General features: G+C 38.2%; 13 protein-coding genes. 7 read left to right on the top strand and 6 right to left on the bottom strand.

Annotation, left to right across the window (positions count from 1 at the left end):
- Window positions 1-146 precede the first annotated feature (146 nt).
- Window positions 147-263, bottom strand: coding sequence for a photosystem II reaction center protein I (locus ACXITR_RS05375; RefSeq protein ID WP_069791879.1), 117 nt, complete (start codon window positions 261-263; stop codon window positions 147-149).
- Window positions 264-298: 35 nt separating this feature from the next.
- On the bottom strand, window positions 299-1,042 hold the full coding sequence (locus ACXITR_RS05370; RefSeq protein WP_457996262.1) for a response regulator transcription factor: 744 nt from the start codon (window positions 1,040-1,042) through the stop codon (window positions 299-301).
- A 267-nt stretch (window positions 1,043-1,309) separates the two neighbouring features.
- Between ACXITR_RS05370 and ACXITR_RS05365 the strand changes: the two genes are divergently transcribed.
- Window positions 1,310-1,888 carry a DUF3727 domain-containing protein gene (locus ACXITR_RS05365; protein WP_457996203.1) on the top strand — a complete coding sequence of 193 codons (579 nt, stop codon included), beginning with the start codon at window positions 1,310-1,312 and terminating at the stop codon, window positions 1,886-1,888.
- A gap of 227 nt (window positions 1,889-2,115) precedes the next feature.
- Here ACXITR_RS05365 and ACXITR_RS05360 read toward each other — a convergent pair whose 3' ends face one another.
- The gene (locus ACXITR_RS05360; RefSeq protein WP_457996202.1) at window positions 2,116-2,643 is read right to left on the bottom strand and encodes a phycobiliprotein lyase; all 528 of its coding nucleotides are present in this window, start codon (window positions 2,641-2,643) and stop codon (window positions 2,116-2,118) included.
- Window positions 2,644-2,798: 155 nt separating this feature from the next.
- A complete protein-coding gene (gene ribD, locus ACXITR_RS05355) occupies window positions 2,799-3,890 on the bottom strand; it encodes a bifunctional diaminohydroxyphosphoribosylaminopyrimidine deaminase/5-amino-6-(5-phosphoribosylamino)uracil reductase RibD (protein ID WP_457996201.1) in 1,092 nt (363 codons plus the stop codon).
- A 279-nt stretch (window positions 3,891-4,169) separates the two neighbouring features.
- On the opposite strand from ribD, the gene ACXITR_RS05350 reads away from it, so the two are divergent.
- Window positions 4,170-5,126, top strand: coding sequence for an RNA polymerase sigma factor, RpoD/SigA family (locus ACXITR_RS05350; RefSeq protein WP_457996200.1), 957 nt, complete (start codon window positions 4,170-4,172; stop codon window positions 5,124-5,126).
- A 150-nt stretch (window positions 5,127-5,276) separates the two neighbouring features.
- On the opposite strand, the gene ACXITR_RS05345 is transcribed toward ACXITR_RS05350, so the two are convergent.
- Window positions 5,277-7,214, bottom strand: coding sequence for a transglycosylase domain-containing protein (locus ACXITR_RS05345; protein WP_457996199.1), 1,938 nt, complete (start codon window positions 7,212-7,214; stop codon window positions 5,277-5,279).
- A 206-nt stretch (window positions 7,215-7,420) separates the two neighbouring features.
- Here ACXITR_RS05345 and ndhC point away from each other — a divergent pair, with 206 nt between their 5' ends.
- From ndhC to ligA, 4 genes are all read left to right on the top strand, one after another.
- Window positions 7,421-7,783, top strand: coding sequence for a photosynthetic/respiratory NAD(P)H-quinone oxidoreductase subunit C (ndhC, locus tag ACXITR_RS05340; RefSeq protein ID WP_015221520.1), 363 nt, complete (start codon window positions 7,421-7,423; stop codon window positions 7,781-7,783).
- Between the two features lie 171 nt (window positions 7,784-7,954).
- Entirely contained in the window at window positions 7,955-8,695 is a 741-nt protein-coding gene (gene ndhK / locus ACXITR_RS05335) for a photosynthetic/respiratory NAD(P)H-quinone oxidoreductase subunit K (RefSeq protein ID WP_457996198.1), read from the top strand.
- Between the two features lie 7 nt (window positions 8,696-8,702).
- On the top strand, window positions 8,703-9,233 hold the full coding sequence (locus ACXITR_RS05330; protein ID WP_457996197.1) for an NAD(P)H-quinone oxidoreductase subunit J: 531 nt from the start codon (window positions 8,703-8,705) through the stop codon (window positions 9,231-9,233).
- Between the two features lie 130 nt (window positions 9,234-9,363).
- Window positions 9,364-11,388: an NAD-dependent DNA ligase LigA gene (gene ligA, locus ACXITR_RS05325; RefSeq protein WP_457996196.1), complete on the top strand. Its 2,025-nt coding sequence runs from the start codon at window positions 9,364-9,366 to the stop codon at window positions 11,386-11,388.
- A 21-nt stretch (window positions 11,389-11,409) separates the two neighbouring features.
- Here ligA and ACXITR_RS05320 read toward each other — a convergent pair whose 3' ends face one another.
- Window positions 11,410-11,799 carry a hypothetical protein gene (locus tag ACXITR_RS05320; RefSeq protein WP_457996195.1) on the bottom strand — a complete coding sequence of 130 codons (390 nt, stop codon included), beginning with the start codon at window positions 11,797-11,799 and terminating at the stop codon, window positions 11,410-11,412.
- 120 nt (window positions 11,800-11,919) lie between these two features.
- Here ACXITR_RS05320 and ACXITR_RS05315 point away from each other — a divergent pair, with 120 nt between their 5' ends.
- Window positions 11,920-12,525, top strand: a complete 606-nt coding sequence (locus ACXITR_RS05315) for a Crp/Fnr family transcriptional regulator (protein WP_457996194.1) — start codon at window positions 11,920-11,922, stop codon at window positions 12,523-12,525.
- Window positions 12,526-12,531 lie beyond the last annotated feature (6 nt).

The raw sequence follows: 12,531 nt of genomic DNA, 5'->3' as shown, positions 1-12,531 counted from the left end.
AGCACCAAAGTTCATTGTATCAAGTTTTGGGAAACCATAGCTACACTTTATTTTGGTCAAGGCAAAAAGTAAAAATAAAAAAGCCCGTTACATACCAATGATGATAACGGGAAAATTAAGTCTAATATTTCTGTATTATAGTAATATTATTCCGCATCTTTGCGTCCGGGGTTACGCGCAGGGTCTCCAGAAAGGAAGCCGAAAATAAACATTAAAATGAAAGAGGCAACCACGATATTGACAACAATTTTTAAAGTTAACATTTTATTTTCTCCTTATTAATAAGCATTACTATATTTTACACCTCTTTCAGATTTTCTTGAACTCCAAACCAATATCCTTTTCCATAAATAGTGTGAATCAGAGCTTTTTCTCCCTTCATTTCAATCTTTCTTCGTAACAGTCTAATTACGGCCGCCACCACATTACTACTCGGCGCTTGATCCTCTGACCAAAGATGATGATATATTTGTTCTTGAGTCACCAATTGATTAGAATGCAACAAAAAAAACTCTAATAATCGAATCTCCTTATCCGAGAGTTTGAGCAATCTACCTTGACGATAAGCCAATTTACTATCCATATCCAACTCCAAATCATCCATAGCTAATAATCTTTTATCCATCCCCCCCAAAGTAATATCAATTTTTGGGCTACCCCTTCTCAACAAAGCCCTTACCCTAGCCAATAACTCCCTCAACTCAAAAGGCTTCATCAAATAATCATCTGCCCCCGCATCCAATCCCAAAACCCTATCATCTAAAGTATCCTTAGCCGTCAAAAATAGAACAGGAGTATTAGCCTCAGTCTTCGCCATAGTATCATTAGCATTTTTAAAACTTCGCAAAGACTCACAAATATTTAACCCTGTTTTATAAGGTAACATCCAATCCAGAATTAAAAGATCAAAAGAATTATCTAAAATAAATTCCCATCCTTGCTTACCATCATAGGCAATTTTTACTTCATACCCTTCCTTTGCTAACACATGGGCAAGACTATCAGCCAGTTGCTTTTCATCCTCTACTAACAATATTTTAATTGACATAAAAGTTTGGCTACCTATCAATGATGTACAAGAAATTATGAATATTGATCATTAATTTAGCAGTTTTATAGGTTCACAAATTTCTTCCTTCCCAAAACAAACATGGACTTACAACAATATAATTTAACAAAAAGAAAGATAAAAGAATTTTTGACTTTAAAACACCCCTTAACTTTTTGAATGTATAGAGACAAGATCAACTAATCATGGTATTCTTTATGATACAAATAAAAATCAATCATAATCCTAGTAAAACCAATTATGTCTCCTTCCCAATTTGGGCAACATGACGATAAAGAAATTGTAATCATTAATGATGAAGAAGGAAGATTTCTTGAATGTTATGTTGAAAACGAAATTAACTATCAAGGTAACAAATATTTGTTACTAATGCCCGTTGATAGCACCATTGTTATCTTAACCGATGATGTGGTTGATGAGGATGATCCTGATTATACCGAAACCGTCATTGTGGAAGATGATGATGAAATCGATGCTATTTTTGACGATGCGAAGGCTGTATTGGGAGAGTTAAATCTGTCCTTAAAACGTTCGGGAATTAGTCTCACGGCTAGCGGAGATTTACCCCCCGAAGAAGATGACAATATGATTAGTTTAGAATTAGATGATGAAGGGGAAGGGCTAGAGGTAGAAGAATTACAGTTTTTAGCCAGTTTCTATAGTTTAGAGCAAAGATATGATATTTGTACTCCCCTTGCTCCTATTCTCTTGATTGGGGAACAAAAATCTTCTGGTAAGGTAACGCTTTTTAACCCTGACAAACCTGAATTGCAGGGTATTGTGGGAGAGTTACTTTTAGACTTTAGTGATGAGGATTAGTTGTCTATATTTCCATGGTTATTCCTCTTTATGAGGGGGTTACACCCCCTGTTTTAAACTTTTCAAGTCTTTTTTAACCCATCAGTTAATTTCACTATTTTTCCATGGGTAGTGATACTAAATCCAATTTATAAACTGTACTTTTATTGATTGTTTATTAGCAATGGACTTAAGCCCATTGTTAGTTTTATTAGTAAACTTTTATTTACGGATATAGTATGAATAAATTAACTTTTGTTTTCTTCAATTTTTATTTTTTTGATTTCAGAATAGAAAGAGGTTTCAATAACCTGATTTTTATCTTTTACTACGGTATTTCTTAGACGCAAATTATCATTGGCAAACCAAATTCTTTCTTCTACATATTGATTATCTTGGGAGATAGTGAAGGTTATAGATTCATCATCAGCAATGGTATATTTTCCTTCTAATACTTTGTTATTTCCTACTAAACGCCAGATTTTACCGTTTTTTAAATCTTCTTTTTTGTGGTTAATAATCATGGTACTATTGCCCGTTTTTTTTGGTTTTCCCCAATCAGGAGAATTATCCCAATCAGAGGTAATGATAGTATTATCTTCTGGGTTTATGGAATTTTGTTGCCAGATAGTTTTTGCTTCGTCGCTATGGGGTTCTAATAAATTAATGTTTAAGTTAGCTTTGCTGTTATCTACAGCTTCTTGATTCACATTATAGGTAGTACGCTGAGAAAACCAATTCCCCGCAGTTTTCTCTATGAAGGTATTTATATCCATTAATCTTATATCTAATTACTTTTTATAATAAATCGATCGCCCTTAACTGTAAATGTAGTTATTGGCAAAATTAATTATAGCGCCCTAAGATCAATGAACCATGAAAATTAAAGTGCTAGGGAAGGTAAGTAGCCGATGAAATGAGCAACAGCCAATTATTGAATATATCCCTCTATTAAAAAATCATCATCAAATCTTTGTAGGGTAATATTGTGCAATGATAAAGCATCTTTCATGGTAGCTACCCCCAAATCTCCCACGGGATTAAATCCCTGTTGCCCACCAATAATTTTTGGTGCGATGAAAGCCAATACCTTTTGTATGGTACCAGATGCGATCGCCCTTGCCCCCAAATTACCGCCACACTCCCAAAAAACACTATTAAAACCACGATGATATAAATTATCCATCACCACCGCAGGACAAAGATTGTCCAACTCCAACACCTCCACCCCCCTTGACAATAAATGGGATTTAAGGGGTGAGTCAACATCTTGAGGCACCGTAAAAACCACCGTGGATGCCGTTACCGTATCCCATAAATGACAATCAAAAGGTAAATCAAAACTAGCCGACATCACCACTCGCAAAGGATTATGATGCGTTACACCATGGGTAGTCAAACGAGGATTATCTTTTCTTACCGTATTACCCCCCACCACCACCGCATCACAACCAGAGCGCAAAAAATGAACATAATCCCGTGACTTTTGCCCCGTAATCCACTTACTATCCCCCATGGCCGTAGCAATTTTGCCATCCATGGTCATAGCATACTTTAAGATACCAAAAGGGCGTTTATGGATTACCCGATGGATAAAAGCCTCATTAAGACGAATACAAGCCTCTTCCTCCACCCCTACCCTCACATCAATTCCAGCGGACACCAAACGCTTAATACCGCCCCCTGCAACCCTTTCATCGGGATCTACCATACCCACCACCACTTGACTAATTCCCGCCTGAATAATAGCCTCCGTGCAAGGGGGAGTTTTACCGTAATGGTTACAAGGCTCTAAATTAATGTAAATAGTAGCACCCATAGCGTCCTCTCCCGCTTCCTTTAGGGCAAAAACTTCAGCATGGGGCAATCCAGCTTGAGGATGAAAGCCCCTGCCCACAATCTGACCATTTTTAACCACCACTGCACCCACCAAAGGATTAGGGGAAGTTTTTCCCAGTGCTTTTTTTGCCAAGGTAAGGCACTCATGGATCATTTTTTGGTCGAAGTTGGTCATAACCTGCATAGTCGAAGTGAAGAAAAAACCTGTAACCCTTATGTAGCAAAACTTGTAGTGAAAATCAAAAAAAAGTTTTACAAAACTTTCCTTTATGCTCTATGATTGTTAGGTGGTCAACTTTACTATTATGCCGTAACTAATCCATGAAAGACAAGGTCAGTAATAGTAAAAGGCGAGTTTATTATGCGAAAAACTCAAAAAAATGACCTAGATTTACGCACTATTATGTATAATTTTAATTCCCTAGATCTTATTAACTAATCTAGTATAGATAATTATTGTCTTATGCAACCTTTACCCAAGAATATTGATACAATCCGTGTTTATTTGAAAGAAATTGGTCGAATTCCTCTATTAACCCAAGAGGAAGAGATTATTTATGCTAAACATATTCAAGAGCTAGTCAGCCTTGAGAAAAAGAAAGAAACCCTTGCTAAAAAAATTGAAAAAGAACCTACTTTAGAAGAATGGGCGAAGGCTGCCAAAATTTCTGAAAAAAATTTACAAATTAAGATTACCCAAGGGGAGAAAGCTAAACGTCGCATGGTGGAAGCCAATTTACGTTTGGTAGTTTCCATCGCCAAAAAATACCTCAAGCGTAATTTAGATCTGTTAGATTTGATCCAAGAAGGTACTATCGGAATGCAAAGGGGTGTAGAAAAGTTTGACCCCACCAAAGGTTATCGTTTCTCGACCTATGCTTATTGGTGGATTCGTCAGGCTATTACAAGGGCGATCGCAGAGAAAAGCAGAGCCATCCGTTTACCCTTACATATTACCGAAAAATTAAACAAAATTCGCCAAACCCAAAGAAGACTATCCGAAGAAAAAGGTCGTCCCGCCACCATCGCTGAATTAGCACAAGAACTAGAATTAAGTGCAGAGCAGGTTAGAGAATATCTTGGCAAAGCCCGTCAACCCCTCTCCCTCGATCTCAAAGTAGGGGATAATAACGACACCGAATTAGGAGAATTATTAGAAGATAAAGGACAATCTCCCGAAGACTTCACCGATTATTCTTGCCTTCAATTTGACCTCAAAAAAATGATGTCTGAATTAACCCAACAACAACAGGACGTAATTAGATTACGTTATGGGTTAGAAGATGGAAAACCCCTCACCCTTTCCAAAATTGGTGACATTCTTAGCATCTCCCGTGAAAGAGTTAGACAAATCGAAAGAGAAGCCCTCACCAAGTTGAGAAAGCGCAAAGAAGTAATCCAAGAATACATCGCCAGTTAATTAAATAATTTTTTGACCTCCAAATTGGGGGTTTTTTTGTAGCAGACGACACAAAAAAGAAAACCTTAACTTAACTTCAGAATAAGATTTTCTAGCTTAGGTAGGCAATAGAGAATAATTATTAATTATCCATTCTCAATTATTAATTAACTACCTTGCTTCTGGACGTTTAAATTGAGAAGCCGCAGGAAATTGCAACACAGGCTCATTTTCTAAAGCCATATTCATAAATTGTCGCCATACAGGCGCTGCAGTTCCCCCTCCAGTAACCCCTCGCCCTAGGGTACGATTAAAATCATCATTCCCAATCCATACCGCCACCGATAGTTGGGGTACATAGCCCACAAACCAAACATCCCGCTCTCCGCTAGTCGTACCCGTTTTACCCGCCGCTGGTCTGCCAATATTAGCCGCAGGGGCTGTGCCTCCCGGACGTAGGACATTCTGTAATATGGTGGTGAGAGATGCCGTTGACCATTCATCCAACACTAATTTAGGTTTAGGGGTATTATCAACAATAACATTGCCATTGCTATCGGTAACTTGTAAGATCATAGTGGTGTCAGATTTCCAGCCATTGTTAGCAAAAGTTGCATAGGCGCTCGCCATTTCCATCGGAGTAATACCAATGGGGCCCAAGGGAAGAGATACCACAGGCTGTAAAGGGCTTTCTACCCCTAAAGTACGGGTCAAATCGATAACTTTATCAAGACCTATTTCTTGCCCCACTACCACCGCAGGAATATTGAGAGATACCGTTAGGGCATGATTAATGCTCACATTACCGCCCCCCATGTCACCACCGTAGTTTTGGGGACGATAAATTCCTGAGCCATCTCGAAAACCATTAGAATAGTTAGCCACGCTACTACTAGGAGTATATTTACCACTGGCAAAAGCAGAATAAAATACGAAAGGTTTAAAAGCAGAACCAGGTTGACGGCGAGAGTGCAAAACTCTGTTAAATTGGCTGGTTTCGTAGTCAATACCTCCCACCACCGCTTTAACAAAATGGGTACGGGGGTCGATCGCCACTAGCGCCATTTGATCCGCCTGAACCCCTGAGCGACGCAAATTACGGTGAGCATTTCGTACAATTTCTTCCGCCCGAATTTGCATATTATAATCAAGGGTAGTCTGGACATTTAAACCCCCTTTAATCAACATATCACTACCAAAACGGTTAATAATATCTTCCCTGACCGCATCCGTAACAAAGGGAAGTCGGCTTCTTTGCCATGCTTGGGGTCTTCCTACCCCCAAAGGTTCTACCTTGGCAGCTTGGGCTTCTTCCTCCGTAATCCAGCCTAGGTCAACCATACGATTAAGCACTAACGCTTGTCTTGCCTTTGCCGTGGCATAGTTGGCAAAAGGACTAAAGGCTTCTGGGGCTTGGATAATACCTGCCATCATGGCTGATTCTGCCAAATTTAACTCTGATGCGGGTTTATTAAAATAACTCTTAGCGGCGGTTTGTACCCCATAATTATTATGACCCCAATAGATATTATTAAGGTACATATCAAGGATTTCTTCCTTACTAAAAACCTGCTCGATACGCAATGCTAAAATTGCCTCCGCCAGTTTTCTCGCATAACTCCTTTGATGGGTAAGGAACATATTTTTGGCTAACTGCATGGTTAGGGTTGAAGCACCTTCTACTACTCCACCACTCTGATAGTTAACCACGATCGCCCTTGCTACACTGGTAGGGTTAATACCCTCATGATAATAAAAATTACTATCCTCAATAGCTAATACAGCCCTTTTTAACTCAGGGGAAATCTCATTCAATTCCACCGTTTGCCGATGCTCTTCCGAGTGAAAACTAGCTAATAAAACCCCTTTCACATCATATACATAACTGGTTTGAGCAGGAACATGACTCCGTAATACCCTCACATCAGGCAAATTACGAAAACTAATGGCCAACCCTGCTAAACCCCCCGCAACCACAGAAGTAGTCAGCAAAGTTAAACTGATGAAAGTACCCCCTGCAACCTTAGTGACACCCCACACAAACTCTTTGGCTGCATTAATTTTAGGTCGTTTAGTTTTTTTTAACTTAAAAGTAGTAGAAGATGACACGGTGATATATGTATATGGTGAAAGGACAGGTTTCTAATCAAGCTGAATCAAAAGAAGCATTACAACAGTCATGGATAACTATTGGTCATAAATAACATAAAAAATAACTGCGCATGATTCTAGCACAAACACTTTATAATGTATCAAGATATGACTTGACATTTAATTACAATTATTTTAAAGCAAAATTTAGTCTAACTTAACTCATGTTTGTTCTTAACGGTTACGAATACTTCCTCGGATTTTTACTTGTCAGTAGTTTAGTGCCTATTTTAGCCCTAACTGCTTCAAAATTACTTAGACCTAGGACAGGAGGCCCTGAAAGACGCACCACCTACGAATCAGGTATGGAACCCATTGGGGGTGCTTGGATTCAATTTAATATCCGTTATTATATGTTCGCCCTTGTATTTGTAGTATTTGATGTGGAAACCGTTTTCCTCTATCCTTGGGCTGTGGCATTCAACACCTTAGGCTTACTCGCCTTCGTAGAAGCTCTTATTTTCATCTCTATTTTAGTGGTTGCCCTCGTCTATGCTTGGCGTAAGGGTGCTTTAGAATGGTCTTAGTAATGGATAATGGATAGTTGATAATGGATAATTATTTTTTCATGATCAACAACATTATCAAAGATTCGCTCAGAATAAGACTTTTTTAAATACTCTTTATGAGCATAAGAAGTTCAAGAGTACGGTTAAAATTGAGATGGAAGCAAAGACAGCTATTAAATTAAAATTATTATGAACAATTCAACTCCTGATTTAGCAACTTTGGAACAAAACGCCAAAGACAAAATCCTGAACCCCATTGCCAGAAGTCAGGTGACACAAGATTTATCGGAAAACGTTATCTTAACCACCGTGGATGACTTACATAACTGGGCGAGGTTGTCTAGCCTATGGCCCATGCTTTACGGTACGGCCTGTTGTTTTATCGAATTTGCGGCCCTTCTTGGTTCTCGCTTCGATTTTGATAGATTTGGTTTAGTACCTCGTTCTAGCCCCCGTCAGGCTGATCTACTCATTACTGCGGGTACTGTCACCATGAAGATGGCCCCTGCTTTAGTTCGTTTGTATGAAGAAATGCCTGAGCCTAAGTATGTAATTGCCATGGGCGCTTGCACCATTACTGGGGGTATGTTTAGCAGTGACTCTACTACCGCTGTGCGTGGGGTTGATAAATTAATCCCTGTGGATGTATATATTCCAGGTTGTCCTCCTCGTCCTGAAGCAATTTTTGATGCGGTTATCAAGTTGAGGAAGAAGGTGGCTAATGAGTCTATCCAAGAAAGGGGGACTTTACAAAAACAAACTAACCGTTATTATAGTACAACCCATAATCTCAAGATAGTTGATCCTATTTTGGACGGTAAGTATCTCCGCAATGATGCTTTGAAAAATCCCCCCGCAGAGTTGGCCGCCGCCATGGGTATGCCTGTAAATCCTGCCTTGGAAACCAATAAAGAAAAAGAGGAGGCTTAAGAAATAGATGAGCGAAGAAAATCAAGAAACGGTAGAAACCACTGAAAATGCAGAAATTGTTGAGGCTAGGGTAGCTTCTAAGTGGTTGGCAGAAAATGGTTTTGATCATAAGTCTTTGGAAAAAGATCATTCTGGCATTGAGTTAATTGAGGTTGAGCCTGAGTATTTATTGCCTATTTGTACGGCTTTATATGCCTATGGTTTTAATTATCTCCAGTGTCAGGGGGCTTATGATTTGGGGCCGGGGAAACAGTTGGTTAGTTTTTATCATTTAATTAAGGTTAGTGATAATGCTGATACTCCCCAAGAGGTAAGAATTAAGGTTTTCTTGAGTCGTGAAGAGCCTAAAGTTCCTTCTGTATATTGGATTTGGAAGGCTGCTGATTGGCAGGAAAGGGAGAGTTATGATATGTATGGCATCATTTATGAGGGTCATCCTAATCTTAAGCGTATTTTGATGAATGAGGATTGGGTGGGTTGGCCTTTACGTAAGGACTATATCTCTCCTGATTTTTATGAGCTTCAGGATGCTTACTAACCTATTCATTATCGATTAATTTTTGGGCGATTTCTTGTATCTTTGCAAGGGGCGATCGCCCTTTTTTCGTTTAGTTCATCAATAATATGGGGTTTTTATCGTTAATTATTAATTGTTGATTGTATTTATTATGACTTCCATTCCCACTGAAATTAGTAACCGTGTTCAACAGTTAAAGGCTAAATTACAAGAGGCTAGTTATGCTTATTATGTATTAGATAATCCTATTATGGAGGACTCTATTTATGATCAACTTTATCGGGAATTACAAACCCTAGAAGAAGATTATCCTCAGTTAATTACCATGGATAGCCCCACTCAAAGGGTGGGAGATAAATTGGATGCTCAGTTTGATTCTATTGGGCATAATATTCCTCTTTATAGTTTAGATAATGCTTTTAATTTTGAGGAGTTGAAACAGTGGGAAAATCGGTGGCAAAAACAAATTAATGATTCCGTTAATTTTGATTATATTTGTGAGTTAAAAATTGATGGCAGTGCGATCGCCCTTACCTATGAAAATGGACTCTTAACAAGGGGTTTAACAAGGGGAGACGGCATTACAGGGGAAGACATTACCCATAATTTACGTACCATTCGCTCCATTCCCTTAAGGTTAAATTTAGACAATCCACCCCCTATATTAGAAGTAAGGGGAGAAGCCCTATTGCCCCTCCATGAATTTGAAAGAATTAATCAAGAAAGAGCTAAAAATCAAGAAAATTTATTTGCTAATCCTCGCAACGCTACCGCAGGAACATTAAGACAATTAGACCCGAATATAGTTAGTAAAAGAAAATTACAATTTTTTGCTTATAATTTATATTTAAATAGTGACAATATTACTATTAAAACTCAAAAAGAAGCCTTAGATTTTTTACGACAAATTTGCTTTTTAGTCAACCCCCATCATCAAGTATGTAAATCCTTAGAACAGGTAATAAATTATTGTAATTATTGGGAAAATAATCGCCAAAATTTAGCCTACATGACCGATGGCGTAGTAATTAAAATTAACTCCCTAACCCTTCAAAATCAACTCGGTTTTACTCAAAAATTTCCCCGCTGGGCGATCGCCCTTAAATATCCTGCCGACGAAACCCCCACCGTAGTGGAGAAAATTACGGTCAACGTAGGACGCACTGGGGCAGTGACTCCCATGGCAATCATGAAACCAGTACAACTAGCCGGAACAACCGTTCAACGAGCCACTTTACATAATTACGACTTTTTGCAACAATTAGACATTAGGGTAGGAGATACCGTAGTTATTCGTAAAGCAGGGGAAATCATTCCCGAAGTAGTTCGAGTTATCCCTGAGTTGCGCCCCGAAAAAACTGAACCCTTTTCATTTCCCACCCACTGCCCCGAATGTGGCTCAGAATTAGTACGCCCAGAAAATGAAGCCGTTACCCGTTGCGTCAACAACTCCTGCCCTGCAATTTTACGGGGTAGTTTAATTCATTGGGCATCCCGTAGTGCCATGGATATTAGGGGTTTAGGAGAAAAAGTAGTTGCTTTATTAATGGAACATAAACTCATTAAATCCATCGCTGATATATATGAATTAAAAGCCTTTGAAATTGCCGAATTAGAAAGAATGGGAGAAAAATCTGCCCAAAAATTAATAGATGCCATTGAAGCGAGTAAAAAACAACCTTTTGCCAAGGTTTTATATGGTTTAGGAATCCGTTATGTAGGGGCTGTTAATGCTCAAATTTTAGCAGATAATTTTCAAGATATAGATAAATTAGCTCATACAACCATCAGCGATTTAGAAGCAGTAAATGGTATCGGCAAAGAGATCGCAAATTCCGTGGTGGAATGGTTTGAGATAGAGCAAAATAAACAATTAATTAACTCATTAAAAAGTCATAACCTTACATTTATAAACCAAAACTCTAACACTAAAAAAGAGAGTAGTAATCTAGCATTAAACGGAAAAATATTCGTAATTACAGGAACATTAAAAGAATTAACAAGAAATGAAGCAAAAGACTTAGTGCAAAAACATGGAGGAAAAGTTACAGGTTCCATAAGTAGTAAAACAGATTATTTATTAGCTGGAGAAAAAGCGGGTTCAAAGCTAACCAAGGCTCAAGAATTAGGTATAAAAATTATCTCTGAATCAGAACTATTAAAATTGATTAGTTAAATAAATATTAGCCGTTAACCTTTAATTTTTTTTCAACCACTTCCATAAAAAATGTTTATCCCCCTTAGCATTTATTTTCCTTAACTCTTGGGCAAAATAATATTTTTCCTTATCCGATAATCCGCCCCTAATAATATAAGAGCTATGCCAAAGTAAAACAGAAGTAAGAAAACCAATAGAGAAAGTAACAGCTAAAGTACCGAGGGGATTAAATTCCATTCCCGCCCGAACCGCCGACCATGTACAATGTTCTTGACAAAGGGAAAAAGTCTCTCTAAATTGCCATAAACCCCACGGCATTAGGGTTAACCATGAGATTAGCACCAGTAACCATCTTCCGTATATTCTACTGAGGTGTAACCTTTCAAGGTCAGCATCTTCAATGATAGATTCTTCTTGATTTTCTTTCATCTTATTTTGGTTAACAAATCTTGGTTAAAACTTAAACTATTCATTACCTTCTATTAACTTTTATACCCTAGCATAGGTGGTAATTCGATGTATCCTAGCAAACATTGGCTATTACAACTTATGTTAATTACTTCTCCTTCTAAACATCATTTAACCACTAAAATTCAATCTAGTGAAAGAAGATTACATTTTTACAGCAAGGGTGAAGAAATTCCTCTTTTAGCTCAGGGTGTTTGGGGTATTAGTAGCGGTTTTGTGCAACTGGTTGGAATGAATAATCAGGATGATGAAACTTGGTTGGGGTGGGCTTATCAAGGTCATTTTTTTGGTCGGTGGTTAACAACTTTAGATTCTTTTAAGGCAAGGGCTTTGTCTGATGTTTATTTACAGTGGTACAGTTTACGGGAAATTGAACAATCCCCATCCATTGCTCAGAATGTTTTAGCTCAAACGGTAGTTAGGGTTCAGCAAAATGAGCGATTATTGGCGATCGCAGGGTTAAAAAGAGTGGAAGAAAAGCTGATGGCATTATTGCGTTTGTTGGCTGAATGTATTGGGGAAGAAATAAATAACGATTATTTACGCATTACCGTACGCTTTACCCATCAACACCTAGCCAGTGCCATTGGCACCACAAGGGTTACAGTCACTCGTATTTTGGGAGATTTACAAAAGGATGGTTTAATTTCCTTTGATAAACAACGGCATATCCTCGTCAAAAAATAGTTCCAT

It is taken from the genome of Cyanobacterium sp. (assembly GCF_054166785.1).
The sequence above is the reverse complement of the archived record's forward strand: the minus strand, read 5'-3'. Positions and strand labels throughout refer to the sequence as shown.